The 26,559-nt window shown below is 65.1% G+C and carries 28 protein-coding genes; 14 read left to right on the top strand and 14 right to left on the bottom strand.

The window, feature by feature from the left end; translation table 11 throughout:
- Positions 1-7: 7 nt before the first annotated feature.
- The 3 genes from ilvN to miaA all read right to left on the bottom strand — a co-directional run bounded on the left by ilvN (position 8) and on the right by miaA (position 3,298).
- Entirely contained in the window at positions 8-523 is a 516-nt protein-coding gene (ilvN, locus tag AC3WN8_RS01515) for an acetolactate synthase small subunit (RefSeq protein ID WP_492667605.1), read from the bottom strand.
- Entirely contained in the window at positions 523-2,271 is a 1,749-nt protein-coding gene (locus AC3WN8_RS01510; protein ID WP_492667604.1) for an acetolactate synthase 3 large subunit, read from the bottom strand. The genes ilvN and AC3WN8_RS01510 overlap by 1 nt, the downstream gene beginning before the upstream one ends.
- 76 nt (positions 2,272-2,347) lie before the next feature.
- On the bottom strand, positions 2,348-3,298 hold the full coding sequence (miaA, locus tag AC3WN8_RS01505) for a tRNA (adenosine(37)-N6)-dimethylallyltransferase MiaA (RefSeq protein WP_492667603.1): 951 nt from the start codon (positions 3,296-3,298) through the stop codon (positions 2,348-2,350).
- On the opposite strand from miaA, the gene serB reads away from it, so the two are divergent.
- Positions 3,291-4,166 carry a phosphoserine phosphatase SerB gene (gene serB / locus AC3WN8_RS01500; RefSeq protein WP_492667602.1) on the top strand — a complete coding sequence of 292 codons (876 nt, stop codon included), beginning with the start codon at positions 3,291-3,293 and terminating at the stop codon, positions 4,164-4,166. The two genes, miaA and serB, sit on opposite strands and share 8 nt — an antisense overlap.
- Before the next feature lie 65 nt (positions 4,167-4,231).
- Here the strand turns inward: serB and AC3WN8_RS01495 are convergent, their stop codons facing one another.
- Complete coding sequence (locus AC3WN8_RS01495) at positions 4,232-5,227, bottom strand: SPOR domain-containing protein (RefSeq protein WP_492667601.1); 996 nt, start codon at positions 5,225-5,227, stop codon at positions 4,232-4,234.
- A 185-nt stretch (positions 5,228-5,412) separates the two neighbouring features.
- On the opposite strand from AC3WN8_RS01495, the gene AC3WN8_RS01490 reads away from it, so the two are divergent.
- The 3 genes from AC3WN8_RS01490 to AC3WN8_RS01480 are packed head-to-tail and all read left to right on the top strand — an operon-like array spanning position 5,413 to position 8,144.
- Complete coding sequence (locus AC3WN8_RS01490) at positions 5,413-6,129, top strand: AAA family ATPase (RefSeq protein WP_492667600.1); 717 nt, start codon at positions 5,413-5,415, stop codon at positions 6,127-6,129.
- A gap of 12 nt (positions 6,130-6,141) precedes the next feature.
- Positions 6,142-6,801 carry a hypothetical protein gene (locus tag AC3WN8_RS01485; protein ID WP_492667599.1) on the top strand — a complete coding sequence of 220 codons (660 nt, stop codon included), beginning with the start codon at positions 6,142-6,144 and terminating at the stop codon, positions 6,799-6,801.
- A gap of 20 nt (positions 6,802-6,821) precedes the next feature.
- A complete protein-coding gene (locus AC3WN8_RS01480; protein ID WP_492667598.1) occupies positions 6,822-8,144 on the top strand; it encodes an SPOR domain-containing protein in 1,323 nt (440 codons plus the stop codon).
- A gap of 44 nt (positions 8,145-8,188) precedes the next feature.
- Here AC3WN8_RS01480 and AC3WN8_RS01475 read toward each other — a convergent pair whose 3' ends face one another.
- Genes AC3WN8_RS01475 through AC3WN8_RS01465 form a run of 3 tightly spaced genes read right to left on the bottom strand, consistent with a single transcriptional unit; the run spans position 8,189 to position 10,693 of the window.
- Positions 8,189-9,388, bottom strand: a complete 1,200-nt coding sequence (locus AC3WN8_RS01475; RefSeq protein WP_492667597.1) for a dihydroorotase — start codon at positions 9,386-9,388, stop codon at positions 8,189-8,191.
- Positions 9,385-10,374: an aspartate carbamoyltransferase catalytic subunit gene (locus AC3WN8_RS01470; protein WP_492667596.1), complete on the bottom strand. Its 990-nt coding sequence runs from the start codon at positions 10,372-10,374 to the stop codon at positions 9,385-9,387. The genes AC3WN8_RS01475 and AC3WN8_RS01470 overlap by 4 nt, the downstream gene beginning before the upstream one ends.
- 34 nt (positions 10,375-10,408) lie before the next feature.
- Positions 10,409-10,693, bottom strand: coding sequence for a DUF1294 domain-containing protein (locus AC3WN8_RS01465; protein WP_492667595.1), 285 nt, complete (start codon positions 10,691-10,693; stop codon positions 10,409-10,411).
- Between the two features lie 91 nt (positions 10,694-10,784).
- Here AC3WN8_RS01465 and AC3WN8_RS01460 point away from each other — a divergent pair, with 91 nt between their 5' ends.
- Positions 10,785-11,027 carry a DUF6894 family protein gene (locus tag AC3WN8_RS01460; protein WP_492667594.1) on the top strand — a complete coding sequence of 81 codons (243 nt, stop codon included), beginning with the start codon at positions 10,785-10,787 and terminating at the stop codon, positions 11,025-11,027.
- Between the two features lie 6 nt (positions 11,028-11,033).
- Here the strand turns inward: AC3WN8_RS01460 and ruvX are convergent, their stop codons facing one another.
- Complete coding sequence (ruvX, locus tag AC3WN8_RS01455) at positions 11,034-11,510, bottom strand: Holliday junction resolvase RuvX (protein ID WP_492667593.1); 477 nt, start codon at positions 11,508-11,510, stop codon at positions 11,034-11,036.
- A complete protein-coding gene (locus tag AC3WN8_RS01450) occupies positions 11,510-12,616 on the bottom strand; it encodes a DUF3089 domain-containing protein (protein WP_492667592.1) in 1,107 nt (368 codons plus the stop codon). The genes ruvX and AC3WN8_RS01450 overlap by 1 nt, the downstream gene beginning before the upstream one ends.
- A 175-nt stretch (positions 12,617-12,791) precedes the next feature.
- Between AC3WN8_RS01450 and AC3WN8_RS01445 the strand changes: the two genes are divergently transcribed.
- From AC3WN8_RS01445 to AC3WN8_RS01415, 7 genes are all read left to right on the top strand, one after another.
- Positions 12,792-14,537 (top strand): DUF4153 domain-containing protein, encoded by a 1,746-nt coding sequence (locus tag AC3WN8_RS01445; protein WP_492667591.1) that lies wholly within the window; start codon positions 12,792-12,794, stop codon positions 14,535-14,537.
- A 77-nt stretch (positions 14,538-14,614) separates the two neighbouring features.
- Positions 14,615-14,902, top strand: a complete 288-nt coding sequence (gene gatC / locus AC3WN8_RS01440; protein WP_492667590.1) for an Asp-tRNA(Asn)/Glu-tRNA(Gln) amidotransferase subunit GatC — start codon at positions 14,615-14,617, stop codon at positions 14,900-14,902.
- Positions 14,899-16,383 carry an Asp-tRNA(Asn)/Glu-tRNA(Gln) amidotransferase subunit GatA gene (gene gatA, locus AC3WN8_RS01435; RefSeq protein ID WP_492667589.1) on the top strand — a complete coding sequence of 495 codons (1,485 nt, stop codon included), beginning with the start codon at positions 14,899-14,901 and terminating at the stop codon, positions 16,381-16,383. The genes gatC and gatA overlap by 4 nt, the downstream gene beginning before the upstream one ends.
- A gap of 1 nt (position 16,384) precedes the next feature.
- Positions 16,385-16,546 (top strand): hypothetical protein, encoded by a 162-nt coding sequence (locus AC3WN8_RS01430; protein WP_492667588.1) that lies wholly within the window; start codon positions 16,385-16,387, stop codon positions 16,544-16,546.
- Positions 16,539-18,023, top strand: coding sequence for an Asp-tRNA(Asn)/Glu-tRNA(Gln) amidotransferase subunit GatB (gatB, locus tag AC3WN8_RS01425; RefSeq protein ID WP_492667587.1), 1,485 nt, complete (start codon positions 16,539-16,541; stop codon positions 18,021-18,023). The genes AC3WN8_RS01430 and gatB overlap by 8 nt, the downstream gene beginning before the upstream one ends.
- 121 nt (positions 18,024-18,144) lie before the next feature.
- The gene (locus tag AC3WN8_RS01420; protein WP_492667586.1) at positions 18,145-18,822 is read left to right on the top strand and encodes a hypothetical protein; all 678 of its coding nucleotides are present in this window, start codon (positions 18,145-18,147) and stop codon (positions 18,820-18,822) included.
- A complete protein-coding gene (locus AC3WN8_RS01415; protein ID WP_492667585.1) occupies positions 18,819-19,700 on the top strand; it encodes a hypothetical protein in 882 nt (293 codons plus the stop codon). The genes AC3WN8_RS01420 and AC3WN8_RS01415 overlap by 4 nt, the downstream gene beginning before the upstream one ends.
- 12 nt (positions 19,701-19,712) lie before the next feature.
- On the opposite strand, the gene AC3WN8_RS01410 is transcribed toward AC3WN8_RS01415, so the two are convergent.
- Positions 19,713-19,958, bottom strand: a complete 246-nt coding sequence (locus AC3WN8_RS01410; protein ID WP_492667584.1) for a hypothetical protein — start codon at positions 19,956-19,958, stop codon at positions 19,713-19,715.
- Between the two features lie 105 nt (positions 19,959-20,063).
- On the opposite strand from AC3WN8_RS01410, the gene AC3WN8_RS01405 reads away from it, so the two are divergent.
- On the top strand, positions 20,064-21,659 hold the full coding sequence (locus AC3WN8_RS01405; protein ID WP_492667583.1) for a long-chain fatty acid--CoA ligase: 1,596 nt from the start codon (positions 20,064-20,066) through the stop codon (positions 21,657-21,659).
- 45 nt (positions 21,660-21,704) lie between these two features.
- On the opposite strand, the gene AC3WN8_RS01400 is transcribed toward AC3WN8_RS01405, so the two are convergent.
- Positions 21,705-22,811: a PA0069 family radical SAM protein gene (locus AC3WN8_RS01400; protein ID WP_492667582.1), complete on the bottom strand. Its 1,107-nt coding sequence runs from the start codon at positions 22,809-22,811 to the stop codon at positions 21,705-21,707.
- A 73-nt stretch (positions 22,812-22,884) separates the two neighbouring features.
- Here AC3WN8_RS01400 and AC3WN8_RS01395 point away from each other — a divergent pair, with 73 nt between their 5' ends.
- A complete protein-coding gene (locus tag AC3WN8_RS01395; RefSeq protein ID WP_492667581.1) occupies positions 22,885-23,418 on the top strand; it encodes a YbjN domain-containing protein in 534 nt (177 codons plus the stop codon).
- Between the two features lie 44 nt (positions 23,419-23,462).
- On the opposite strand, the gene moaB is transcribed toward AC3WN8_RS01395, so the two are convergent.
- The 3 genes from moaB to AC3WN8_RS01380 are packed head-to-tail and all read right to left on the bottom strand — an operon-like array spanning position 23,463 to position 26,456.
- Positions 23,463-23,990, bottom strand: a complete 528-nt coding sequence (moaB, locus tag AC3WN8_RS01390; RefSeq protein ID WP_492667580.1) for a molybdenum cofactor biosynthesis protein B — start codon at positions 23,988-23,990, stop codon at positions 23,463-23,465.
- Positions 23,980-25,737: a lytic transglycosylase domain-containing protein gene (locus tag AC3WN8_RS01385; protein ID WP_492667579.1), complete on the bottom strand. Its 1,758-nt coding sequence runs from the start codon at positions 25,735-25,737 to the stop codon at positions 23,980-23,982. The genes moaB and AC3WN8_RS01385 overlap by 11 nt, the downstream gene beginning before the upstream one ends.
- Before the next feature lie 2 nt (positions 25,738-25,739).
- Positions 25,740-26,456 carry a uracil-DNA glycosylase family protein gene (locus AC3WN8_RS01380; protein WP_492667578.1) on the bottom strand — a complete coding sequence of 239 codons (717 nt, stop codon included), beginning with the start codon at positions 26,454-26,456 and terminating at the stop codon, positions 25,740-25,742.
- Positions 26,457-26,559 lie beyond the last annotated feature (103 nt).

The following is a 26,559-nucleotide window of genomic DNA, read 5'->3' as shown; positions in this document are numbered from 1 at the left end:
GTGGAATTCAGGCCGCCTCTTTCCCTCTGGAAATGGCGACGATGCCGGTGCGGGCGACTTCGACCAGGCCGACCTCACCCATCAGTTCGACGAACTTGTCGATCTTGTCGGTCGTGCCGGTCACTTCGAAGACGAAGCTGGAGATCGTCGCATCGACGACGCGGGCACGATAGACTTCGGCCAGCCGTAGCGCCTCGATCCGGTGATCGCCGGTGCCGGCCACTTTCACCAGCGCCAGTTCGCGCTCGACATGCGGGCCGAGCACGGTCAGGTCGACCACCTTGTGGACGGGTACCAGCCGCTCGAGCTGCGCGATGATCTGGTCCATCACCGGAGCAGAAGCGGAGGTAACGATGGTGATGCGGCTGATCAGATCGTCGTCGCTGATATCGGTCACCGTCAGGCTCTCGATATTATAGCCGCGCGCGGTGAACAGACCGGCGATGCGTGCCAGCACGCCCGCTTCATTGTCCACGATCACGGCCAGCGTGTGCCGCTCTCTTTTTTCTTCCTTGATATGCATCAGACCAGCGCCTTCGCCTCGTCGTCCATCTCACCCGATACCTGATCGGTCTGGAGGATCATCTCTGTGTGCGCCGCGCCCGACGGGATCATCGGGAAGCAATTGGCGAGCTTCGCCACGCGGCAGTCGACGAGCACCGGTCCGGGCGTATCCAGCATCTGGCGGATGCCCGGTTCCAGTTCCTGCTGTCCCTCGATGCGGATGCCCGTCCAGCCATAGGCCTCGGCGAGCTTCACGAAATCGGGCAGCGCGTCCGAATAGCTTTCCGAATAACGGCTGGAATAGGTCAGTTCCTGCCACTGGCGGACCATGCCCATATATTCGTTGTTGAGGATGAACAGCTTCACCGGCAGGCGATATTGCGTCGCCGTGCCCAGTTCCTGGATGTTCATCTGGATCGAGGCTTCGCCCGCGATATCGATCACCAGCGCATTGGGATTGCCGAGCTGCGCACCGATCGCGGCGGGCAGGCCATAGCCCATCGTGCCGAGCCCGCCCGAGGTGAGCCATTTGTTCGGCTGTTCGAAATGGAAATGCTGCGCGGCCCACATCTGGTGCTGGCCGACCTCGGTGGAGATGATCGGGTTCAGGTGCTTGGTCGCCTCCCACAGGCTGCGGATCGCCTGCTGCGGCATGATCTCCTTGGCCGAGGCCGGGAATTCCAGGCACTTCTTGGCGCGCCATTCCGCGATCCGCGACCACCAGGCCGACAGGTCGTTCTTGCGGTGCTGGCGACCCTTCCAGACGCGGATCATATCCTCCATCGCGCGGCCGACATCGGCGATGATCGGCAGGTCGACGGCGACGGTCTTGTTGACCGAGGAACGATCGATATCGATGTGGATCTTCTTCGCATTGGGCGCGAAGGCATCGAGCCGTCCGGTGACGCGGTCGTCGAAGCGGCTGCCGAGCGCGATGATCAGATCGGCCTGATTCATCGCGAAATTGGCTTCGTAGGTGCCGTGCATGCCCAGCATGCCCAGCCACTGATCGGACGAGGCGGGGAAGGCGCCCAGGCCCATCAATGTCGACGTGACGGGTGCGCCGGTGATCTTCGCCAGTTCGCGCAGCAGTTGCGCCGCAGCAGGGCCGGCGTTGATCACGCCACCGCCGGTATAGAGGATCGGCCGCTCGGCCGCGGCCAGCATCTCGACCGCCGCCTCGATCAGCGACTGGTCGGCCTTCAGCGCGGGACGATAGGTCTTGTGCTGGATCGCCGCCGGCTTGCGATATTTCGCGGTCGCGACCTGGACGTCCTTGGGGATGTCGATCACCACCGGACCCGGACGACCCGACGTCGCGATATGGAAGGCTTCGTGGATCACATCGCCCAGCCGCTCGGGCGACTTCACCAGATAATTATGCTTGGTGCAGTGGCGGGTGATGCCGATCGTGTCGGCTTCCTGAAAGGCATCGCTGCCGATCAGATGCGTCGCCACCTGGCCGGTGATGACGACCATCGGGATCGAATCCATCAGCGCGTCGGTGATGCCGGTGACCGCGTTGGTTGCGCCGGGCCCCGATGTCACCAGCACCACGCCGGGCTTGCCGGTCGAACGGGCATAGCCCTCCGCAGCATGCGTTGCGGCCTGTTCGTGACGAACCAGGATGTGCTTGATCCGCTTCTGCTTGAAGATCGCGTCGTAGATCGGAAGCACGGCGCCACCGGGATAGCCGAATATGACCTCGACACCCAGGTCGCTGAGTGCCTCGACCAATATGTCCGCACCGGACTTTTCCGCAGTCATCCGTCGTCTCCGTTTGGCACACGTCTCTTTGCGCCGCAGCGCAGCGAAAGCAAGCGGGCTGGCTAGAGATAAGAAATTAATCTGTCAACGCATAGTTGTGTAATTTAATTGCGATATGAGAGATAAAATTGTCATCAGGTTGCGCGTCATGTCGCTCCCATTCGGGCGGCGGCTGGCGCGAGAACCAGGTATATTGGCGCTTTCCATACTGACGCGTGGCGATGCGCCCGCGTTCGGCCATGGCATCGCGGTCGATCTCGCCCCTTAGCCAGGCCGCGATTTCCGGTACGCCGATCGCACGCATGACCGGCAATGCGGGATCGAGCCCGCGTGCGAGCAGCATTTCGACTTCGTCGATCGCGCCTTGCGCGATCATCTGATCGAAGCGTCTGTCGATCCGTTCGAACAGCCATTCGCGTGGCGGCAGCAGGACGACCGCGGCCAGGCGAATATCGCTGCCGATCCCGCCGCTGCGTTCCGCCTGCCAGGCGGCGAGCGGCCGGCCCGTTGAACGGACCGTTTCGAGCGCGCGCGCGACGCGACTGGTATCGGCCGGCGCAAGCCGGGCGGCGGCGGCCGGATCCTCGATCGCCAGCGCGGCATGGGCGGCGGCGACGGGCAGCGCGCGTACCGCCGACCGGATCGCCGGATCGATTTCGGGCACGGGGGCGATGCCGTCGAGCAGGGTGCGCAGATAGAGTCCGGTGCCGCCCGCCAGGATCGGCAATTGTCCTGCTGCGTGCGCGGCGTCGATCTCCGCGCGTGCATCGGTTGCCCAGCGTGCCGCCGAACAGGCCTCCGCACCATCGACATGGCCGAACAGGCGGTGGGGAATATCGTCCATCTCGTCCGCCGCCGGGCGTGCGCTCAGGAGACGCAGGTCACGATAAACCTGCATCGAATCCGCATTGATCACCACCGATGGCTGCATCCGGCCGAGGCGAACCGCCAATGCCGACTTGCCGCTGGCGGTCGGGCCTGCAATGAGCGCGACCGGTTTTGGGCGCGGGAGCCGAGTCTTGTTCATCGTTACCTTGATAGCCGACGGTCTTTCCGCGGGCGATACCGTCGATGCAGCGGATCGGTTGCGCGCAGCCGGTTGCGAGCCGGGCGAGGGGCGCTGGATCGACGCAGAACGGGCGTTCGACCTGACATTCACCGGCGATCCGGTCGCGGCGCGGCGTGCGATCGAGGGGCAGATCGCGCGGACCGACACGATCGTCCAGCGCGAGGCGCTGCGCGAAAAGGCGCTGATCATCTCCGACATGGATTCGACGATGATCACCGTCGAATGCATCGACGAACTGGCCGACTATGCCGGTCTGCGCGCCGAGATCTCGGCGGTGACCGAACGGGCGATGCAGGGTGAACTCGATTTCGAAGCGGCGCTCGATGCGCGCGTCGCATTGCTCAAGGGCATGGAGGTCGGCGTTCTGGAAACCTGCTATCGCGAGCGTGTCCGCATCATGCCGGGCGCCGAGCCGCTGGTGCGCACGATGCGCGCGCGCGGCGCTACCGCGGTGCTGGTGTCGGGCGGTTTCACGCATTTCGCCGATCCCGTCGCCGCAGCGATCGGTTTCGATCGTGCGATCTCGAACCGCCTGGGCACGTCGGACGGACGGCTCGACGGCACCGTGCAGCGCCCGGTGATCGGCGCGGAGGCGAAGCGAGAGGCGCTGCTGGCGGCGATGGCCGAACATGGTGTCGCCGTCGAACGGACGCTGGCGGTGGGCGACGGCGCCAACGACATTCCGATGATCGAGGCGGCCGGGCTCGGTATCGCCTATCATGCCAAGGAAAAGGCTGCGGCGGCGGCCGATGCCCGCGTGCTGCACGGCGATCTCACCGCGCTGCTCTACGCGCAGGGCATTGCGCGGCGCGATTGGGTGAGCTGACGGGACGGCTTTCAACGATCTGTCGCTCCAGCGAAAGCCGGAGCGACAGGCGTAAATTCCGATCGCTAAGCCTTCACAGCCAGACAGGCCTGACCTGCGCGCTTGACCGCGGTGCATTGGCTTTCGGCCTGGGCCTTGGTCGCGAACGGCCCGGCCTGCAGCTTGGTGATCGCGCCGGCCTTCACCAGAAAGGGTTGAAGCGCCCCAAGGCCGCTGATGTTGCGCTCAAGGGATGTCCATAGCGCCTTGGCGCGGCCATGCTCGCCAAATGCGCCCAGCTGGATGCGCCATGCACCGCTGCGCGAGGGCGTGGGTGTCGGTGCGGCGGCAACTGCAACGGGCCTGGCCGGCGCTTTCACCACTGCGGGCGGCGGCGGAGCGGCGGGGCGTGCCTCGCCCGGTGGCGGATAGCTTGTGCCCGGGCGCTGAGGAGCGGCGCTGGACGGTGGCAGATCCGCCGAGGCGATCGCCGACATCTGCATCTGCGGCTTGGCAGCCCGCAATTCGAGATCGCGCGCAAGCGCGGTGCCCTTCTGGCGCTGATCGAGCGGGATATATTGATCCATTTGCGCAAGCGTGCTCGATGCCTGGGGCAGGCCGGCGGACGAGGCGCGGGTCATCAGCGCATATGCGCGGATCCAGTCCTTGTCGATCAGATCGCCGTTGAACAGCGCGGTTCCCAGCACATATTGCGCGCGGGGCTCGCCGCGATCCGCCGATTTCCGGATCCATTGCAGCGCTTCCTTGCGGCTGCCGTTCTGGAACAGGATCAGTCCGTAATTGTCCTCGGCCTGGGCATGACCCTGCATCGCGGCCTTTTGATACCAGGCCTCTGCCTGTTTCAGATCGGGCGCGGGCACGCCGCGGCCCAGCTTATAGGCCTGTGCTAGGTTGAACTGCGCATCGGCGTCGCCCGCGATCGCGGCCGGACGCCATTCCTTGACGGCGGTGGCATAATCGCCGCGTTGCCAGGCATCGACGCCGGCCTTGACGTCCGCCATCGCCGGCGCCGCCAGGCTTGCCAATGCCAGCCCCAATCCCATCATCCCCACGAACCGCATCTGCCCAAACCCCTGAAAATCGTCACGGCGGATCAGTGTAAGCACAATTTACTAAGCGGTTATTAGCACAAAATTCAGCATGGTTTGAAGCGGAACGATCCGCGGAACAGCTTTCGCATCGTTAACCAGATTTTAGCGCTCAACATGCGATTGGCCGATCCGGGAATTCGAGCCGAGGGGAATCTATGCGCGTTCTTGCACTTGCATCGCAGAAGGGAGGATCGGGCAAGACCACCTTGTCGGGTCATCTCGCCGTGCAGGCGCAACGCGCCGGTGCCGGCCCTGTCGTGCTGATCGATATCGATCCGCAGGGCTCGCTCGCGGATTGGTGGAACGAGCGCGAGGCTGAATATCCGGCCTTTGCACAGACCACCGTCGCCCGCCTCGCATCCGATCTCGAAGTGCTGCGCCAGCAGGGGTTCCGACTGGCGGTGATCGATACGCCGCCCGCCATCACCATGGCGATCCAGAGCGTCATCGCCGTCGCCGAACTGATCGTCGTCCCGACGCGTCCGAGCCCGCACGATCTGCGTGCGGTCGGCGCGACCGTCGATCTGTGCGAACGCGCCGGCAAGCCGCTGATCTTCGTGGTCAACGGCGCGACTCCCAAGGCCAAGATCACGTATGAAGCCGCCGTCGCGCTTTCGCAGCACGGCACCGTCGCCCCGGTCACGCTGCATCACCGCACCGATTTCGCCGCGTCGATGATCGACGGTCGCACCGTGATGGAAGTCGACCCCAAGAGCCGGTCCGCGAACGAAGTCGTCGAACTCTGGACCTATGTGTCCGATCGGCTGGAGAAGAATTTCAGGCGCACGGTGTTCAGCGCGCCGTCGCTCGGCCATCCATATAATGCTCCCCGGCCGGCAGGTGGTTTCGGCCGCCGCGTCGTCGGCCAGTAAGGGGAGGGTATCATGGGCGAACCAAAGCCACTCGCATCGCTTTCATCCACCCTGCTCGCGCGCAAGGGGCAGGCCAAGCCTGCCATGCGTCCCCAGGGTTTCGGCAGCTTCGGCAATCCCTTCAACGGGCATGACGATCTCGGCTGGAACGACATGGGGCACGACATGCGTCACCCCGTTCCGATCCACCAGGATGTCCATCCCGAGCCCGCGCACGACCTGCCCCCCGTGGTGCTCCAGCGCGAGGAACTGGCCGAGGAACTGAGCCTCGCGCCACAGGATTTCCACGCACCCGAAATGCTGGTGTCGGTCGAACAGGCCGAGGTCGAGTTCGACGACGCGTCGTTCGATGCGGAACCCGCTTATGCCGAGCCCGCGATCGAAATGGAGCCGGCCTTGGCCGTGCCTGAGGCCGCCCCGGCGGCCGTGCTGGCGACGCGCAAGGTTCCGATCGTTGCGGTGAAGCGCGCGCACAAGGCGGCAAAGAGCCGCAAGGGCAAGGCGGCCTTCACGCTGCGGCTCGATCCCGAGCGGCATCTGAAACTGCGCCTGGCCTGTGCGATCAGCCGTGAATCGGCGCAATCGATCGTCACCGACGCGCTCGACCAGTTTCTCGCCACTCTGCCTGAAATCGACGAACTCGCCCGCAAGGTTCCGGGTGCGACCCGCTAAGGGAAATGGGGTTTACTGAGATGAACAAGATTCTCGTCCTCAAGCTTGCCGGATCGGCATTGGTGCTCGGCGCCACGCTGGTCGGTTGCAATCCCGCCGCCAAGAAGATGGCGATCGCATCCGCGTCCGACATGGGCGGTTCGTCCAAGGGGGCCGCATCGTCGGCCGCCAAGGCGGAAAAGGCGTTGAAGGCCAATGATTTCGCGACGGCGATCGCGGCGGCGGAGGCGGCGGTCGCCGCCCAGCCGCGCCAGGCCTCCTATCGCATGCTGCTCGGTCAGGCCTATCTGGCCGGCGGTCGCTTCGTTTCCGCGGAAACCGCGTTTCTCGACACGCTGCGCCTCGATCCGGACAATGGCCGTGCCGCGCTGAGCCTCGCTTTGTCGCAGATCGCGCTGGGCCGCCCCGACATTGCGCGCGACACGCTGGAGAAGACCGCCAATTCGGTGCCCGTCGCCGATCACGGTCTGGCGCTGGCGCTGGCCGGCGACATTCACGGCGCGGTCGAGATGCTCGAAGCCGCGGCACGTGCGGAGGGGGCTTCGGGCAAGACCCGCCAGAATCTGGCGCTGACCTATGCATTGGCGGGTGACTGGACGCGCGCGCGCGCGATTGCCGAGCAGGATGTTCCCGCCAATGAGGTCGATGGCCGTCTTGCCAATTGGGCGAGCTTCGCTCAGCCGCGCAACAGCTGGGATCAGGTGGCGAGCCTGCTCGGTGTGAAGGCCGTGCTCGATCGTGGCCAGCCCGAGCGTCTGGCGCTGGCGCCCGATGCCGGACCGGAGCGGCAGGCACTGGCCGCTGCGAGCCCGGAACAGATGTTCGCCCCGACTGCTGCGGAAAGCGCGGACGCGACCCCGGCGTCGGAGTCCGTTCCCGTGCAGGATGCCGCGCCGGTGCAGGTCGCCGAAGCCGCAACGCTCCGCCAGGTGGTGTTCGCGCCCAGCCGGGAAATCGTGCAAGCCGTTCCTGCCGGGCTCATCCGTGCGAGCAATGGTCCGGTCAAGCAGGCCGCCGTCGCGCATGCCGTCACTGGCGGCCGTTTCGTCGTGCAGCTTGGCGCCTTCTCGACGCCTGCCAAGGCGGAAGCCGCCTGGAAGCGGGCGGTGGGTCGCTATGGTTCGCTCACCGATTATCCGCCGAACGGCGAATCCTTCCGTTCGGGTTCGGCAACGCTCCACCGTGTCGCTGCTGGCGGATTCGCTACGCGCAACGCCGCCAATGCGGTTTGCGCACGCGTCAAGGCGAATGGCGGCAGCTGTTTCGTCCGTGTCGACAGCGGACAGCCCCAGTCGCAATGGGCGATGCGGGCCGCTGGCGGGATGCGTCTCGCGGCACGCTGAGCGCTTTTAGCAGATCCAAGTCCGTTCCCGGACAGACAGGGCGGTCAACCGATGGGTTGGCCGCCCTTGATCATTGCGGTGACGCGGCCCTGTACCGGCATGCCGTCGAACGGCGTGTTGCCGGCGCGCGCCGTCATGCGGGCCGTATCGATGCGCCATGGCGCATCGGGTTCCACCAGGATCAGGTCGGCGGGCGCGCCGATGCTCAGCGTTCCGGTTTCCAGGCCCAGGATGCGCGCGGGATTGGCCGCAAGCAGCTCGAACAGGCGGGGCAGGGCGATATGCTCGTCGCGGACCAGCCCCAGCCCCAAGGCGAGCAATGTCTCCGCGCCCGCCATGCCCGGCGCCGCGTCGGCGAAAGGTAGGCGTTTGTCCTCGGGGCCACGGGGATCATGGCCTGAACACAGCACGTCGATCGTGCCGTCCGCCAGGGCGGCCAGCGCGGCCTGACGATCGCTTTCGGCGCGCAGTGGCGGAGAGAGGCGCGCAAAGGTTCGGAAATCGGAAACGGCGATGTCCGAAAGATAGAGATGCGCCGGCGTGATGCCGCAGGTGACGGGCAAACCCTTTGCCTTTGCCGCACGGATCAGCGCGAAGCCCGCCGCGGTCGTCACCTGGCGGAAGTGGATCGCGGCGCCCGTATCCTCCACCAGCGCCAGGTCGCGCGCGATCGCCATCGCTTCGGCAATGGCAGGCGCGCTCGGCAAGCCAAGGCGCGTCGCGGTCTCGCCCGACGTCGCGACGGCATTGCCCGTCAGTCCCCCATCCTCGGCATGGACGATGACGGTCAGGCCGAGCGGCGCGGCATAGGCCAGCACCCGGCGCATCACCCCCGAATCCGCGATCCAGCCGCGGCCGGTCGCGACCGCCTGTGCGCCGCTGTCGCGCATCGTCGCGAATTCCGCGAGATCCTCTCCCGCCAGTCCGCGCGTCGCGGCGGCGATGGGGTGGACCCAGAGATCGGGCTTGCCGCTGTCGGCCGCGCGCTGGATCAGGCCCGGATCGTCGAGTGGTCGCGATTGATCGGGCATCAGCGCGGCGCGGACGATTCCGCCCGCACGGCAGGCAGGCTTGTCGATCGCGAACACGCCCAGATCGATGATGCCCGGCGCGATCAACGCGCCCTTCGCATTGAGGGCTTCGGCGCCTGCCGGAACCGCGATCGTGCCGATCGCTTCGATAATGCCATCGCGCATCAGCACGGCCTGGCCATCGGCTCCATTGATGACGGCGCGCGCGCTCATGCCCATCCCTCCAGGCCCCGGCGTTGGCGCGTCAGCACGTCGAGACAGGCCATGCGGACGGCGACGCCCATCTCGACCTGTTCGGTGATCGCCGAGCGGACGGGATCGTCGGCGACGTTGCTGTCGATCTCGACACCCCGGTTCATCGGTCCGGGATGCATGACGAGCGCATCGGGCGCGGCCCGTTCGAGCCGTTCGAGCGTAAGACCGTAAAGCGCGTGATATTCGCGCGGCGAGGGGATGAAGCCGCCGGCCATCCGCTCATTCTGGAGGCGGAGCATCATCACGACGTCGGCACCGGCGATGCCCGCGTCGAAATCGGTGAAGGGGGTGACGCCCATCCGCTCGATCGCGGGCGGCATCAGCGTGGGCGGCGCGATCACGCGCACTTCGGCGGCGAGTGCGGTCAGCGCCAGGATGTTGGACCGGGCGACCCGGCTGTGGAGCAGGTCGCCGCAGATCGCGACGCGCAGATTGGCGATCCGTCCCTTGCGCCGGCGGATGGTGAGCGCGTCGAGCAGCGCCTGGGTCGGATGTTCGTGCCAGCCGTCACCGGCATTGAGCACCGGGCAATCGACCTTGTCGGCGATGAGCTGCACCGCGCCCGAGCTGGAATGGCGGATGACGATGATGTCGGCGCGCATCGCATTGAGCGTCATCGCCGTATCGATCAGCGTCTCGCCCTTCTTCACGCTCGACTGCGCGGCGTGCATGTTCACGACATCGGCGCCCAGCCGCTTGCCCGCGATCTCGAAGCTGAGCAATGTCCGCGTCGAATTCTCGAAAAAGGCGTTGATCAGCGTCAGGCCGGCCAGCCGATCGTCATGTTTCGAGGCGCGGCGGTTCAGATCCACCCATTGCTCGGCTTCGTCGAGCAGGAACGCGATTTCGTGGGGCTGGAGGCCGGAAATACCGGTCAGGTGCCTGTGCGGGAATTGCGCCGCACCGGTGAGGCCGGTGGGCGGGAAGGGTGTGGGTGCTGGCATTAAAGGCCGCGATTAGGCCGATTGATCGGCGAGTTCAAGGCGCTCCGAACCAGGCCCAGCCAAGCCCGATGAGAATGCCGGCCTGGACCATCGCGATCAGGTGGAGTTTTATCGAAAAACTCTCTTTCCTGGTCTTGTGGCGAAATCGGGCGCGCCCCGCATAGGCGCCGATCGTTCCGCCGATCATGGCCGCAAAGAGCAGGTCGGCTTCGGATATCCGCCGTTGTCCGGCGCGCGCACGCGCCTTGTCGCGGCCGAACTGGATGAAGGCGAAGATGTTGACGAGCAGCAGGCCCGATATGATCGCGATCCATGTCATATTCGATCTATCAGGCTTTGCCCGCGCATGCGCGGGCAGCTAAGTGGCCGGTCACACAGGCGAATATGTTTCATCATTGTCGGGAATGCGCATGGCTCGATATTTTTTCAATCTCTACGAATGCGGCACGCTGACGCCCGATGTCGAAGGCGAGGAATTCGACGATCTCGACACGGTGCGCGAAACTGCGATTCGGCTCGCGCGCGGCATCATGGCCGGTGAGATCACCGCTGGGCGGCTGTGCCTGCTTTGCCGGATCGAAGTGATCGACGAGGCCGGCGTCGTGGTGATGGAAGTGCCGTTCAAGGAAACCGTGATCGTCACCGGGCTCTGACGCCGGTCAGGTCAGCGATCCGCTCCCGCTGGCCAGCGCGTCGATCGCACCCTGCAGGATATGCGCGGCCGCCAGCGTGTCGACCCGTTCGGCGCGTTTGGCGCGGCTGAGATCGGCCTCGATCATCGCGCGCTCGACCGCCTGGGTGGACCAGCGTTCGTCCCAAAGCAGGATCGGCAGGCCGAGATCACCGATATTGCGCGCAAAGGCGCGGGTCGACTGGCTGCGCGGGCTTTCGCTGCCGTCCAGGTTGATCGGCAGGCCGAGCACGATTCCGGCGACATGCTGTTGCGCGATCAGCGCGACGAGCGCCGCCTTGTCGGCCGAGAATTTGCTGCGGCGGATCGTTCCCGACGGGCTGGCGAAGCTCCATCCCGCGTCGCACAGCGCGGTTCCGATCGTCTTGGTGCCGAGGTCGAGCCCGACCAGCCGGCCGCCATCGGGCAGGGCATCATGGAAGACGTGCGAATCGGTGGTGATCATCAGCCCTTGTACGCCGCCAGCCGCCGTGCCGCATCGGCGCGGACATTCGCCCAGAACAGGCTGTAGTCGTAGACATGGTAATTGTTGCCGGGCAGCACATAGGGGCCCAGTTCGGGCGGGTCGCCGATCAGCAACAGGCCGCGCTCGTCGCAGCGCGCCGGCACCGCGGCGGGCGTCAACGACGCGGTCTTGAGATCGGCGGATGGAACCAGCGTGCCGAGATTGAGCGTGGCGGGCGCCCCGCCGCCACGCGAGCCGGTCAAGGGATTGGTGCAGACCATCGGCGTTCCCGCACGCGCCTTGCCGTCGAAACCGGTGCTGTTGTTATAGGTGTCGAGCACGGCGTCGGGCTCGGCAGGTTCGGCGAAGCTCTGCCAGCTTAGCAGACATCCCGTCTGATCGGGCGCGGTACATTCGGCAAGGCCGAGCGCCGGCAGGTCGACGGTGCGCGAGACCGGCCAGCCCACCACATAGGCGGCGACGATCCGTGCGGCGAGCGGTTTGCCCGCCACGCGTTCGCGCAACAGCCGGGTGAGGTGCAATGCGCCCTGGCTGTGCCCGGCAAGGATGATCGGCTGATCGGCAGGGATCGCCGAGACGAACTGGTCGAATGCCGCGAGCACGTCTCCATAGGCGAGGTCGAGCGCCTTGTCCGCCTCCGCCTTGCCGGTCAGGAAAGCGCCGAACGTCGCCTGACGATATCGCGGCGCCCAGATCGCGCCGGCTTCGTTGAATGCGCTGGCCTGTCCGCGCAGGAACAGCGTTGCGCGATCATTGGCTTCGGCATCGTCGAGCGGCGCGTTCCACGCGGCACGGTTCAGATAGGATGTCGGATGGACGAAGAAGACGGCCGCGCGCGGGCTGGGCGCAGGGGCGAAGCCCTTGGGTGTCCACAGCGCCGGATTGCCCTGCGCGATATCGGGGCGGGCCAGCCACATCTTGCGATCGGCATAGGCGCCGGCATCGGCCGCGGGCAGCGCGCGGAAATCTGCGCTGGGGACCATCGCGGTGCGCATCATCTGCACACCGAACAGGCGATAGGCGAAGGTGGCGGCGATCGCGAGCACGATCAGGGTCGCAAACACATAAAGGAATTTCCGGGCCAACGGGGAGTCTCCATTGTGCAGTGCAACATAGATTGCGCCGCCGGGCAATGCGATTTCCATTAGTGCTGGATGCGAAGGATGCAATCGCGGCGGGCTGCATCAATTCACCATTGAAAATCCATGACGCCTTTCGCGCATGACCGGTTAGGCTCCCGGCAAAGGTGGAGAGCCAGCCATGGACGATGTGATCGAACGAAGCGATGACTGGGCGTGGCGGCCATGGCTGCTGGCCGGGCTGGGTGCGGTTGCGGGCCTCTCGATCCATCTGATCCTGGGCGACGACCGGAGCGGCACGGCGTGGGCGAGCTGGCAAATGTCGGCCGCGATGTTCGTCGGCTGCTTCGCGGTGTTGCTCGCCTACACGCTGGAGCGTGTGCGCTGGCAATCGTCGCTCGCCTTTTCCGCGATCTCCGCGTTGATTCTCGCTGCGATCTGCTGGTGGAATGGCGCGCCGGACGACTGGAGTGAGGCGGAAGGCTGGCGGATGGTCTGCGCCTTTCTGTCGATCGCGATCGCCGCGCCCTTGATCCAGACCGCGCGCGATCACGGCACGCTGCGCTTCCCCTATGCCGAGGTCCATGGCCATGCCTGGACCAATGTGGTGATCTGGTTCGCCTCGGCGGCGTTTGTCGGGGTCGTGTTCCTGCTGACTCTGTTGTTGTCGGAATTGTTCTCGCTGATCGGGATCCGCCTGATCCGCGACGCGCTCGATGAACAATGGTTCGTCTTGCTGCTGATCGGCACCTCGCTTGGCGCTGCGGTCGGTGTATTCCGCAAGCGCGACGGGATCACGCGGCTGCTGTTGAAGGTGGTCGTGGCGCTTCTCGGCGTGCTCGCGCCCGTGCTGGGCGCGGGACTGCTGCTGTTCCTCGCCAGCCTGCCGTTCACCGGGCTGTCGGCATTGTGGGACGCGACCAAGGCGACGACGCCGATCCTGCTGTCCTGCGTGGTCGGCGCGTTGATCCTGGCCAATGTGGTGATCGGCGACAGCGAAGAGGATGAGAGCCGTTTTCCGCCGCTGCGCTGGGGCGCGATGGCGCTCGCGCTCGCGATGCTGCCGCTTGCCGCGATCGCGGCGATCTCGACGGGCGCGCGCATCCAGCAATATGGTTTCACGCCCGACCGGCTCTGGGCGCTGACCTTCGTCATCGTCGCCAGTGCCTTTGGTCTAGCCTATCTGGTCGCGCTCGTTCGCGGCCGGATGGATTGGGCAAGGCATGTCCGGCCAGCCAATCTGAAACTTGCCTTCGGCCTGTGTGGACTTGCGCTGTTCCTCGCGCTGCCGATCCTGAGTTTCAACGCGATCTCGACGTGCGATCAGGTCGCGCGGTTGCAAAGCGGGCGTGTGTCCCCGGATAAATTCGACTGGGCGGCGCTGCGTTTCGATTTCGGCGACCCGGGCAAGGCAGCGGTCGATCGACTGACGAAGAGCGGCAATGCCAGGATCCGCACGGCTGCCGCGCTGGCGTCGAAGGCAGAGGATCGCTGGGCGCTTTCCCGGCATGAGGACGGCAGGGCCAGGGCCGAACGCATGGCGCGCGAGTTGCGCATCGTCCCGGAGAAAGTGCCGTTGCCACAGGGGCTTCTCGAATCCTTCAGCCGCTTCGACCGCTATGCAGGCCAGGCGGACAAGCGGGCTTATGCCTTGCTCTACAAGCCCGGCGATACGGTTGCCGTGCTGGTGTCCTATACCTGCGAAGCGTGCTCGCCCGACGTCGACGTTCGGCGGCTTTCGGCGAGCGGCAATTGGGAGCAGCCGCCCACGACGGACTATTCCTATGGCGGCAAGACCAGCGATGAGGTGAAGACGCACAACCGACTGGCCGGCGAAGCCATTGCGCGCGGCGCGATCGAAATCCGCAACATCGGGCGACGCCAGGTCTTTGTGAACGGGAATCCGGTCGGCGATGTGTTCGAATAGCCTCTTCGCTTGATGCGGTGCGGCGTGGATGCTAGCCGCGCTTCGGATCTTCAGCCGATCCGATCATCAGGAATGCCATGTCAGTCGATATCCCAACCGTGAAGAAGATCGCGAGCCTCGCGCGGATCGCGATGACCGATCAGGAAGCCGAGGCGCTTGCGCCCGAGCTCAACAACATCCTGGGCTGGATCGAACAGCTCGGAGAGGTCGACACCGCCAATGTCGAGCCGATGACGGCGGTCATCCCCAATACGCTGCGCCTGCGCGAGGATATCGTGACCGACGGCAATGTCCGCGATCGCGTGCTGGCGAACGCACCCCAGGCCGAACATGGCTTCTTCACCGTTCCGAAGGTGATCGAATGACGACCGCACTGACCGACCTGGGCATCGCGGGTATCCGCGACGGCGTCCGCGACGGCGATTTCTCGGCGCGCGAAGTGGCGCAGGCCTTTATCGACCGCGTTGCCGCGGCCAAGCCGCTCAACGCCTTTCTCGTCGAAACGCCCGATCATGCGCTGAAAGCGGCCGACGCGGCCGACGCCGCGCGCACCTCTGGCGAGCTCAAGCCGCTGTCCGGCGTGCCGATCGGCATGAAGGATCTGTTCTGCACCGAAGGCGTGCCGACGACCGCGGCGAGCGGCATCCTCGACGGTTTCACGCCGACGTACGAATCCACCGTCTCCGCCAATCTCTGGGCGGCGGGCGCGGGCATGCTCGGCAAGCTCAACCTCGACCAGTTCGCGATGGGCTCCTCCAACGAGACCAGCGCTTTCGGCAATGTGATCTCGCCCTGGCGCCGCAACGATGGCGGCAATGCCGCGCTTGCCCCCGGCGGTTCGTCGGGCGGCAGCTCGGCGGCGATCTCTGCGCGGCTCTGCCCCGCAGCGACCGGCACCGACACCGGCGGCTCGATCCGCCAGCCCGCCGCGTTCGTCGGCATCTCCGGCATCAAGCCCACCTATGGCCGCTGCTCGCGCTGGGGTGTCGTCGCTTTTGCCAGCTCGCTCGACCAGGCGGGCGCGATGGCGCGCGACGTCAACGACTGCGCGATCATGCTCGGCGCCATGGCCGGCTTCGACCCCAAGGACTCGACCTCGCTCGACCTGCCCGTGCCCGACTGGGCCGGCAGCCTGTCGGGCAATCTCAAGGGCAAGAAGGTCGGTATTCCGAAGGAATATCGCGTCGACGGCATGCCCGCCGAAATCGAGGCGCTGTGGGAACAGGGCATTGCCTGGCTGAAGGACGCGGGCGCCGAGGTGGTCGAAGTCTCGCTGCCGCACACGAAATATGCGCTGCCCGCCTATTACATCATCGCGCCGGCGGAAGCCTCGTCGAACCTCGCTCGCTATGACGGCGTGCGCTACGGGCTGCGCGACCTGCCCGACAATGCGGGTCTGCAGGACATGTATGCCGCGACCCGTGCCGCCGGCTTCGGCGCCGAAGTGAAGCGCCGCATCATGATCGGCACCTATGTGCTCTCGGCCGGTTTCTACGATGCCTATTATAATCAGGCACAGAAGGTCCGCACGCTGATCGCGCGCGATTTCGACAAGGCATGGGAAAGCTGCGACCTGCTGCTGACCCCGACTGCGCCGTCCGCAGCGTTCGCGCTGGGCGAGAAATCGGCGGATCCGCTGTCGATGTACCTCAACGACGTGTTCACTGTGCCGAGCTCGCTGGCAGGGCTTCCCGCCATGTCGGTGCCCGGCGGTCTGGACGGGCAGGGGCTTCCGCTCGGCCTGCAGATCATCGGCAAGGCGCTCGACGAGCAGAGCGTGCTCGATGCCGGCCTTGCGATCGAGCAGCGCGCGGGCTTCACCGCGCGGCCGGAGCAATGGTGGTAAGGTGAGTTTCCTCGTCGACATCGTCTTCGACTTTATCGGCGAGGTGGTGATCGAAGGTATCTGGCGTGGATCGCGGCGCACATGGCGGGAAATGACGGGCAAGGCGCCCATCCCGGAACAGCCATTGCGCAAGCGAACGGGAAGACAGCGAAGACATGACTGAGAGCAGCTATCGAATTCAGGGCGCAACCGGCGAGTGGGAGGTCGTGATCGGCCTCGAGGTCCACGCGCAGGTCACGAGTCAGGCCAAGCTCTTTTCGGGCGCGGCGACCGCGTTCGGGGCGGAACCCAATACGCAGGTGTCGCTGGTCGATGCCGCGATGCCCGGCATGCTGCCGGTTCCCAACCGCGAATGCATCCGCCAGGCGGTGCGCACCGGCATGGCCATCGACGCGCAGATCAACAAATGGTCGCGCTTCGATCGCAAGAATTATTTCTACGCCGATCTGCCGCAGGGCTATCAGATCTCGCAGCTCTATCATCCGCTGGTGGGCGAGGGCACGATCGAGGTGACGCTCGACGAGAAGGATCCCGACAGCGCGGTCAAGACGATCGGCATCGAGCGTATCCATGTCGAACAGGATGCCGGCAAGCTGATGCACGATCAGCATCCGACGCGCTCCTATGTCGATCTCAACCGCTCGGGCGTCGCGCTGATGGAGATCGTCTCGCGACCCGACATGCGTTCGCCCGCCGAGGCCGGCGCCTATGTCAAGAAATTGCGCTCTATCCTGCGCTATGTCGGCTCGTGCGACGGCAATATGGAAGAAGGCTCGATGCGGGCCGACGTCAACGTGTCGGTCCGCAAGCCGGGTGAGCCGTTCGGCACGCGTACCGAGACCAAGAACGTCAATTCGGTGCGCTTCGTGATGGCGGTGGTCGAGATCGAGGCCAATCGCCAGGTCGACGTGCTCGAATCCGGCGGCAAGATCGTCCAGGAAACGCGGCTTTACGATCCCGACCGCAACGAGACCCGCTCGATGCGCTCGAAGGAAGATGCGCATGATTATCGCTATTTTCCCGATCCGGATCTGCTGCCGCTCATACTCGACGACGCGTTTCTCGAGGAATGCCGCGCCAGCCTGCCCGAACTGCCCGACGCCAAGCGCAAGCGCTACGAAACCGAACTGGGCCTGACCGCCTATGCCGCCGCGGTGCTCACCGCAGAGGCCGAAACGGCGCGCTGGTACGAGGCGCTGCTCGATGCTTGCGGCGATGCGAAGATGGCGAAGGCCGCGTCCAACTGGCTGATCTCCGACCTGTTCGGTGCGCTCAACCGCCTGGGCAAGGATGTCGAGGACAGCCCGGTCTCGCCGAAGCAGGGCGCGGAATTGCTCAAGCTGGTGGCCGACGGCACATTGTCCGGCACCCTGGCGAAGCAGGTGTTCGAGATCATGCTCGAAACCGGCGACGATCCCGCGAAGATCGTCGAGGAAAAGGGCCTGAAGCAGACCAGCGACACCGGCGCGATCGATGAAGCGATCGCGAAGATCCTCGCCGACAATGCCGACAAGGTCGACCAGTATAAGGGCGGCAAGGAAGCGCTGTTCGGCTTCTTCGTCGGCCAGACGATGAAGGCGATGGCGGGCAAGGCCAATCCGCAAGTCGTGAACGAGCTGCTGAAAAAGGCGCTGGCTTGAGCGGGGCGGCGGCAAGGTCTGCCCATCTCACGCACTGAGACCGTCTTGTCAGCATAGTATCGGCGGTTAGATACTCAGCCGTGGCTGCTCGCGATTCTCCGGGTGGCGGGGGAGAGTGTTGATGCGATCGATGATTGGTGCGTGCCTGTCGGCCGCGCTGGTACTGCCCATGGGATTTGCGCCGATGAGCGCCGCCTGGGCTCAGGATGCTGCTGTGACCGAAGCACCAGCGGTTGAAACCGCCAAGGCCCCGATCTCGACCCCAGCCGCCGTCCTGCAGGACAGCGCGTCGCCATTCGGCATGATCACGCTTGCCGAAGAAGACGTTGCGAAGGTCGCGATGCCCGAGCTCGCTTTCCAGGCGACACCGGAGGACGAGAAGAGTTTCGACAAATATTATTATTTCAATCGGCCGGGTACCGACTTCGCGACCGCTTATGCCGATATCAGCGAATGTGACGGCTATGCGCGTGGCCTCTCGAGCGGGATCACCTATCAGCAGGCGCCATATCCCTATGCCGGAACCATGGCCGGTGCGGTCGGCGGGGCGATCGGCAATGCCATGGCCATGGCGATCTTCGGGTCGGCTGAAAAGCGCCGGTTACGCCGGGTCAACATGCGAAAATGCATGAATTTCAAGGGTTACGAACGCTACGGCTTGTCGAAGGAGCTCTGGGAACCGTTTAATTTCGAAGAGGGACTCTCGAGCGTCAGCGAGACCGACCGGCAGCGCTACTTGATGCAACAGGCGCTCGTCGCCTCATCTCACACACCGACGACGAAGGGGCTGGGACTGTGAAGCCGAAATTGTTCGTCGCAGCTGCCGCTTTGCTGCTGGCCGCACCCGCCATGGCCAAGGATAAGGATGTGGTCTTCGTGACCAGTTCTGCGATCAAGGACAAGCCGGCGGTGACGCTGGACAAGGCGCAAGCCTATATCCTGTTGCGTTCCGACGCCGCGATGCCGCTTCACCTGATGAGGGTGCCGAGCGCTGAGGATCAGGCCGCCTATGACAGGATGCGCGCCGATGCCCTGACCAAGGCGCGCGGGAAATATGTGAAGAAGCTGGCGAGTTATGAAAAGGCGAAGGCCCTTGCTGCCGACGCGCGCCAGCGGGGATCGAGCGCGGGTTTCACGGTGCCCGACAAGCCGGTCGAGCCGACCGAGGAGAATTTTGAGTTCACCCCCTTCGGCCTGATGACCGGCGTTTCGATCGGACCGATGAACCGGTTCGCGAAACAGGATGGCGGCGCCTCGACTTATCTCCATGCCGTGACTCCCGGCACATATCGCATCTACGGTCCTATCACCGTGATCCCCAACGGCGCGGCCGTCGGCACCTGCCTGTGCATGGGAAGCGTATCGTTCGAGGCGCGTGCCGGCGAAATCGTCGACATGGGGGCGATCGCGGTGAAGGTACCCCCGGCGGAAGTCGATGCAGCGCAGACCGAAGGCATCATAGCGTTCAATTTCCAGCTCCAGCCCGCGACGCCGGCGATGAGCGTGGACGGCCGGCTGAAGGATGTGCCGATCCGCCCGGCCGCCTATCGGCCGATCGGCAAGCTCCCCAATTATTTCGGCCTGACGATCGATCGGTTGGCCGAAATGCCTGGAGTTATGCGCTATGAGCGTGATCGGATCATCGATCTAACCGCAGCGGGTGGCGAGGTGCGCTGACGCGCCGCCACCTTATGAAACGCGGGGATCCGCACCTGGCGTTCCAGGCTGTTCCGCGGGTATCGCGTCGGGCGCGTCGGTATCGCCCTGATCGGGTGTGATCTCGTCGGGGGCCTGTTCGGGTGTGGCCGGCGTCTCGGTGGGAACCGAGTCCGGATGATCGACGTCGCCCTGCCCCGGCACGATCTCGTCGGGCGTCCGCACGGGCTCTTCCGGCGGCGGGCTGTCGGGGTGCGGTTCGGATGGCTGGGTCGCCATTATATGCTCTCCTTCCCCTGTTGAACGCGCAAGGGCTGCAAGATGCTTCACGCATCCTGCAAAAATGGCGATAAAGTCGCGGAAATAGAGATTCGGGAGAGATGAATGCTCGGCGGAATGCAGGATTTCGAGCTGCGCGTGCCCAGGCTGATCGATCATGCCGCGCGCGAACATGGCACGCGCGAGATCGTCAGCTATTGGGCCGATGGCACGACGACGCGCAGCAACTGGGCCGGGGTGGCGCACGACGCCCGCCGGCTTGCCCAGGCGCTGGAGAAGATGGGCGTGAAGCGTGGCGATCGCGTTGCGACGCTGGCGATGAACCATGGCCGGCATCTGGCCGCCTGGTATGGCGTGATCGGGATGGGCGGGGTGATCCACACCGTCAATCCGCGCCTGTTCGACGAACAGCTCGTCTATATCTGCAACCATGCGGAGGACCGCGTTCTCCTTTACGACAAGGCGTTCCAGCCGGTCGTCGATCGGCTGAAGGCGCAATGGACGACCATCGACCATTATGTCTGCTTCGATTCGGACGGCGCCGACGGTTTCGAGGCGCTGATCGAGGAAGAGGATGGCGATTATACCTGGGTCGAGGGCCCGGAGCGTGAGCCCTGCATGCTCTGCTACACCAGCGGAACGACCGGCAATCCAAAGGGTGTACTGTACGAGCATCGCTCGACCATGATCCATGCGATGGCCGAAGTGTCGCCGCCCGTATTCGATCTGGAGCCGCGTTCGGTCGCGCTGCCGATCGTGCCGATGTTCCATGCCGCCGCCTGGGGACTGCCCTTTGCCGGTGCGTTGGCCGGCATCAAGTTCGTTTTTTCGGCGGTCAACGACGCCGCGGTGCTGTGCAAATTGATGAACGAGGAGAAGGTGACGCATTCGGCGGGCGTGCCGACGGTGTGGCTCGCCATGTTCCAGCACATGGATGCCACCGGACAAAAGCCCGAATATCTTCAGCTGGTCACGATCGGCGGGTCGGCCGCGCCGCGCGCGATGGTCGAGCGGCTGATGAAGATGGGGATCCGTGTCGGCCATGCCTGGGGCATGACCGAAACCTCGCCGATCGGCACGATGGGCGCGCCGCCGCCCGATTGGGACGATCTGAGTTTCGAGCAGCAGGTCGACCAGGTGTGCAAGCAGGGCAGCGTGCCGTTCGGTGTCGAACTGCGCGTGGTCGACGACGAGGGCGTGATCCAGCCGCGCGACGGCGCCAGCTCGGGCCGGCTGCAGGTGCGGGGGCCGTGGATCATCAAACGTTATTTCCAGGACGAGAGCGGCGACTGCATCGATGCCGAGGGGTGGTTCGACACCGGCGACGTCGCGGTGATCCATCCCTGCGGGACGATGCAGATCACCGATCGCTCGAAGGATGTGATCAAGTCGGGTGGCGAATGGATCAGCTCGGTCGAACTCGAAAACGCCGCGGTCGGCTGCCCCGGGGTCCAGGAGGCCGCGGCGATCGGCATCTATCACCCGAAATGGGACGAGCGACCGCTGCTGCTGATCATCCGCAAGCCGGGGAGCACGGTCAGCGCCGAGGATATCTTCGCGTTCCTGTCCAGCCGCGTCGCGAAATGGTGGCTGCCCGACGAGATCGTGTTCGTCGACAGCCTGCCGCACACCGCGACCGGCAAGCTGCTCAAGACGGCGCTGCGGGAGCAGTATCGCGACTATAAGCTGGCAGCTGCCTGATCATCCCCGTGTCATTCCCGTTTTCGCGGGAATGACACGGAGGGCTTAAAACAACCGCAGCTGAGCCCCTTCGGGGGGCCTGAACAGGTCGGTCCGCAGCTTCAGCCAATGACGGTCGTTGAGCCCGGTCTTGCGACAGGCGATCTTGAAGCGTGTGCGCAGCAGATCGGCCCATGGCCCCTGCGCCCGCATGCGGCTGTGGAAATCGGGATCATTGTCGCGCCCGCCGCGCATCTCGCGGATGATCGCCATCACCTTGCCGGCGCGGTCGGGGAAATGGGTATCCAGCCAGGCGCGGAACAAAGGGGCGACCTCGAACGGCAGGCGGACCAGAATATAGGATGCGTGGGCTGCGCCCGCGTCCGCCGCGGCTTCCAGGATATGTTCCAGTTCGTGATCGGTGATCGCCGGGATCACTGGCGCGATCGAGACGATCGTCGGAATACCCGCTTCGCTCAACGCCTTGACCGCAGCGAGCCGCTTTGCAGGGCGGGGCGCTCGCGGCTCCACCGTCATTGCCACTCTGGGATCGAGCGAGGTGATCGACACCATCACCGATACCAGCCCGTCCCGTGCCATGTCGGCAAGCAGATCGATATCGTGCACCACGCGATCCGACTTGGTGGTGATCATCAGCGGATGCCGCGTTTCCGCCAACACCTCGATACAGCTGCGCGTGATCCGCCAGTCGCTCTCGATCGGTTGATACGGGTCGGTGTTGGTGCCCATCGCGATCGGCCCGACCTTGTAGCGCGGCTTCGTGAGTTCCGCGCGGAGCAGCTTTGCTGCATCGGGCTTGGCGAACAGCTTCGTTTCGAAATCGAGCCCGGGCGACAGATCGTGATAGGCATGGGTGGGACGTGCGAAACAATAGATGCAGCCATGCTCGCAGCCGCGATAGGCATTGATCGAACGGTCGAAGCCGATATCGGGCGATTGGTTGCGGGCGATGATCGTCTTCGGCCGCTCGACCGTCACCACGGTCCGCAGCTTCGGCATATCGCCGTCGATATCGGCGCGCGCATCGAGCCAGTCGCCATCGGCTTCGGTCGAGGGCAGGTTGAAGCGCGTGCTCTCCCGATTGAGCGTTGCGCCGCGTGCGGGGCGGAGCCTTGCATCCATCACCGCACGATGCGCCGCTTTATGGAACATATCAAGAACAAATGCGATGCTTGAAAGAGCGTCGCGGGCGCGTCACTGTGGCCGTGTAACCGGGGACATGTTCATGCGTATTCGAATTCTCACCTCGCTCGCACTGCTCGGCGCGTCACCGGCCCTCGCGGTCGAGACCAAGCCGATAGCGGGCGCGGTCGCGCTGCCCGAGACGCTCAAGGGCGACGATATCAAATCCTTTGCGGAGGTTCTGCAGGCCGAGGGGTACAAAGCGAAGATCGAAACCGGCAGCGATGGTTCGACCTATATCGCCTCCGCCGCGGACGGCACCAACATCTCGATCTACTTCAACGATTGCGAGCCCGGTAAGGGATGCTCGAATATTCGCCTGACCGCCTGGTGGGAAAAGCCCAAGGGCGCGAATGCGGAGACGATGAACGCATGGAATAATGGCTGGAAGATGATCCGCGCCGTCTATGATTCGGACAAGGACGTCGTCATCGACTATTATTATACGCTGGTCGGCGGCGTCTCGCGGGCGAACTTCATCGACATGTTCGAATGGTATGCCAGCGTGTCTTCGGATTTCTCGGATTACCTCGCCGAGCTGGAGACGCCGGCAAAGGCCGAAACCTCCAAGAAATAGGGCAGGGGGCTTGCAGGGTTCGATCCGTCCGGATCGGACCTTGATCAGCGTTCCATCAGTCTCGGCATGAGTTCGACGAAATTGCAGGGGCGGTGCCGGCTGTCGAGCTGGCTTGCCAATATGCCGTCCCATCCGTCCTTCACCGCCCCGGTCGAGCCCGGCAGCGCGAAGATATAGGTGCCGCGCACCACCGTCGCGGCGGCGCGGGATTGGATGGTCGAGGTTCCGATCGACTGATAGCTCAGCCAGCGGAACAATTCGCCGAAACCGGGAATCGCCTTGCCGCCGAGCCGGTCGAGCGCCTCGGGCGTCACGTCGCGGCCCGTGACCCCCGTTCCCCCCGTCGTGACGATGCAATCGACGTCGGGATCCTCGATCCAGGCATGAAGGCGGGCGACGATCAGGTCGATCTCGTCGCGGATGATCGCGCGTTCGGCCACGACATGGCCAGCCGCCTCGATCCGCCCGACCAGCGTATCGCCGGAACGGTCGTCCTCCAGCGTGCGGCTGTCGGAAATGGTGAGGACGGCGATCCTGACGGGCAGGAACGGCGCCGTCTCGTCAATCGGCACTGGGCGTCCTGGTGCCGGTGTCCATCCGCACCGCGGTCGCGCCCGGAAGGCCGGGAAAGCGCGGCCACAGGCCCTGTGCCAATGCGGTCATGCTGCCGGCGCGCTCGCCCGCATTGCGTTCGTACATCCAGTAATTGCGCAGTACGATCGTCACATAGCCGCGCGTTTCCCAATAGGGGATGGATTCGATGTAGAGCAGCGGATCGCCGCGATCGATGTTGCGGGCATTCCAGTCGCGTACCGGCGCCGGGCCGGCATTATAGGCCGCGATCACCTTGGGCAGCAGCCCTTCGGTGCCCGGGAAATCGCGCAGCGCCTCGAGATGCGCCTGCCCATATTCCATATTGGTCGACGGGCTGGTCAGCGATTCGCGCGACCAGCTGGTGCCTTTGCGGCGGGAAATATCCTGCGCGGCGGCGGGCATGATCTGCATCAGGCCATAGGCCCCTGCCGGGCTCACCGCGTCGCGGCGGAAGTTCGATTCCTGGAGCGCGTGGGCGAACAGCAGCGACCGGTCGACGCGCCAGCCGCCATCGGGAGTCCAGTCGGGTGCTGGATAACGTGCACGGGGGCCGGGGGTGGCGCCGGCCGGGCCGTTATGCGCCAGCCAGAGCTGGGTCTCGGGCAGGTTGAGACGCTCGGCAAGTGTCACCAGCGCCGCATGATCCTCGCGTCCGCCGATCCGCGCCTGATGGCGCATCGCATCGTCGGCCAGCTTGAATTCGCCGATTTCGGAAAGCGCGATCGCGGTGACGATATTGGTCTTGCGCTGGAGCCGGCCCCAGTCGGCAGTGACGAGATCGGGCGCGGATTGCTCGCGCCGCTTGATCCCAAGCGTTTCGGCGGCGAGCAGGCCGTAAAAGGTCTCGTCCATCCGCGCCGCGTTGCGCAGCCGCGCCTGCACCCTTTGCGGTTCGCCCAGCGCCACGTCGGCGCGCGATGCCCAGAACAGGCCGGCGGCCCGCATCTCGCTGTCCTCGCCGCGCGCCGCGACCGATTCGAACGCTGTCCGGGCTGCCTGGAAATCCTTTTCGCGCCAGGCCGCCAGTCCGGCGACCCAGTCGGCATGGACCGCCCATTCGCCGGTGCCGGCCTGCGCCTTGGCGGCAAGCGTGCGCGCCGCACGGTCATTGCCGGTCAGATAATAGGACCAGGCGACACGCTGCTGCCATTCGGTCAGCGCGGCCGGGGTCAGCGTCGCCGCCGCGCCGTCGATCAGCATTTCGCAGGACGCCGGATCGTCCTTCTTGATGAGCGGCAGGATCTTCTGCCCTAATGCCGCGGCCGCCATGTCGTCCTTGACGGTCGAGGCGCGCTGGCGAAGCGGACGGCTGCCCAGCCAGATCAGGCGTTGAGCGGTGGGGATGGCGGGCAGTTCGGTCGCACCGCGTGTCGTGGCGAGGCGTGCAAGCTGCGCGGATTGCGGCATGTCCGGTGCCTGCGTGACCAGCGCCATCAGCGGGTCGAGCTCGACCTTGGGCGAACCCTTCGCCAGATAGAGTTCGGCCCGCGCCACCGAATGGAGCGGGCCGGGCTTCATCGCATCGAGCCTCGCCGCCGCATCGGCCCATTTCTGTCCGCGGATCGCCGCGAACACGGCGCGATAGCCTTCGCGCTCCTCGGCGGTCAGCTGGGGCGGCAAAGCGGCGCGCGCGGATTTCGCGGACGCACGCTGCAGCGTCTCGCTGGCCGCCAGTGCGGGTGCGACGGACGCAAACAGCAACGTGGCGCCAAGCAGAAACTTCAACTTCAAATCTCGATACCCCCGGTGAGGAGCCGCAGATCCTTCCACACGTCCGCCTTGCGGGTTGGATTCTGGATCAGGAAACGCGGCGCGAAACTCGCGATCGTCTCCACATTGGCTCCACCATGGTTAATGATACGTAACTTGCCCCGAATCTCGACCAGTTCCGTCCCGAGAATTGCACGGCTGGCCGCCTGGCCCATCAAAAGCAGCCTTTTTGGCGCCGCAAGCGCGATGTGACGACGCGCGATCTCGGCCATGTCGCGCAGAACGGCCGGGTCGATCCGTGCGCCCGCGGGGCGCGTCAGATAGAGCGAGGCGAGATAGATTGAGGCGCGATCGCGCCCGATCGCGGCGAGCATGCGATCGAACAGCCGGCCAGTCTCGTCGGACAGCAATCGCCCTGCGGCACCGTCCTGCGGTTCGGGCATGTCGATCAGGATCATCAGATTCGATGCCGGATCACCTTCGGCGAGCAACCGGTGTCCCGGTCGCGAACCATCGGGCAGCGACGATTCGCTCTCGATCCACGACCGAAAGGCGGCGAGCGTCGTCGGAATGGGTGCCTGAACGGGCTGCGGCGCGGCCGGGGCCGGGGCGCCGGCGGCCGGCTCGATCAGCCAATTGCGCGGCGCATCGGCGATGGCGACATCCACCCCGGCCTCGCGCCACCAGTCGAGCACGCTCAACGCACCCGGAATGTTCAAAATATCGTCCCCCACTCGCATATGCCCCTTAGAGTCCAAGGTTGACGAGGCGGTCAATCTTCATGCACCGCAGTTCTGGCAAGGCGTGGCACGCATGCGATGACAGGAATCGCGCGGC

The sequence above is a fragment of the Sphingobium sp. FW305-3-2-15-F-TSA7 genome (assembly GCF_058787155.1).
This window is presented reverse-complemented; position numbering and strand designations above follow the sequence as displayed.

Coding starts and splice junctions, on each gene's coding strand:
- ilvN (WP_492667605.1), bottom strand. CDS start 523: ATGCATATCAAGGAAGAAAAAAGAGAGCGGCACACGCTGGCCGTGATC.
- AC3WN8_RS01510 (WP_492667604.1), bottom strand. CDS start 2,271: ATGACTGCGGAAAAGTCCGGTGCGGACATATTGGTCGAGGCACTCAGC.
- miaA (WP_492667603.1), bottom strand. CDS start 3,298: ATGAACAAGACTCGGCTCCCGCGCCCAAAACCGGTCGCGCTCATTGCA.
- AC3WN8_RS01495 (WP_492667601.1), bottom strand. CDS start 5,227: ATGCGGTTCGTGGGGATGATGGGATTGGGGCTGGCATTGGCAAGCCTG.
- AC3WN8_RS01490 (WP_492667600.1), top strand. CDS start 5,413: ATGCGCGTTCTTGCACTTGCATCGCAGAAGGGAGGATCGGGCAAGACC.
- AC3WN8_RS01485 (WP_492667599.1), top strand. CDS start 6,142: ATGGGCGAACCAAAGCCACTCGCATCGCTTTCATCCACCCTGCTCGCG.
- AC3WN8_RS01480 (WP_492667598.1), top strand. CDS start 6,822: ATGAACAAGATTCTCGTCCTCAAGCTTGCCGGATCGGCATTGGTGCTC.
- AC3WN8_RS01475 (WP_492667597.1), bottom strand. CDS start 9,388: ATGAGCGCGCGCGCCGTCATCAATGGAGCCGATGGCCAGGCCGTGCTG.
- AC3WN8_RS01470 (WP_492667596.1), bottom strand. CDS start 10,374: ATGCCAGCACCCACACCCTTCCCGCCCACCGGCCTCACCGGTGCGGCG.
- AC3WN8_RS01465 (WP_492667595.1), bottom strand. CDS start 10,693: ATGACATGGATCGCGATCATATCGGGCCTGCTGCTCGTCAACATCTTC.
- AC3WN8_RS01460 (WP_492667594.1), top strand. CDS start 10,785: ATGGCTCGATATTTTTTCAATCTCTACGAATGCGGCACGCTGACGCCC.
- ruvX (WP_492667593.1), bottom strand. CDS start 11,510: ATGATCACCACCGATTCGCACGTCTTCCATGATGCCCTGCCCGATGGC.
- AC3WN8_RS01445 (WP_492667591.1), top strand. CDS start 12,792: ATGGACGATGTGATCGAACGAAGCGATGACTGGGCGTGGCGGCCATGG.
- gatC (WP_492667590.1), top strand. CDS start 14,615: ATGTCAGTCGATATCCCAACCGTGAAGAAGATCGCGAGCCTCGCGCGG.
- gatA (WP_492667589.1), top strand. CDS start 14,899: ATGACGACCGCACTGACCGACCTGGGCATCGCGGGTATCCGCGACGGC.
- gatB (WP_492667587.1), top strand. CDS start 16,539: ATGACTGAGAGCAGCTATCGAATTCAGGGCGCAACCGGCGAGTGGGAG.
- AC3WN8_RS01420 (WP_492667586.1), top strand. CDS start 18,145: ATGCGATCGATGATTGGTGCGTGCCTGTCGGCCGCGCTGGTACTGCCC.
- AC3WN8_RS01410 (WP_492667584.1), bottom strand. CDS start 19,958: ATGGCGACCCAGCCATCCGAACCGCACCCCGACAGCCCGCCGCCGGAA.
- AC3WN8_RS01405 (WP_492667583.1), top strand. CDS start 20,064: ATGCTCGGCGGAATGCAGGATTTCGAGCTGCGCGTGCCCAGGCTGATC.
- AC3WN8_RS01400 (WP_492667582.1), bottom strand. CDS start 22,811: ATGTTCCATAAAGCGGCGCATCGTGCGGTGATGGATGCAAGGCTCCGC.
- AC3WN8_RS01395 (WP_492667581.1), top strand. CDS start 22,885: ATGCGTATTCGAATTCTCACCTCGCTCGCACTGCTCGGCGCGTCACCG.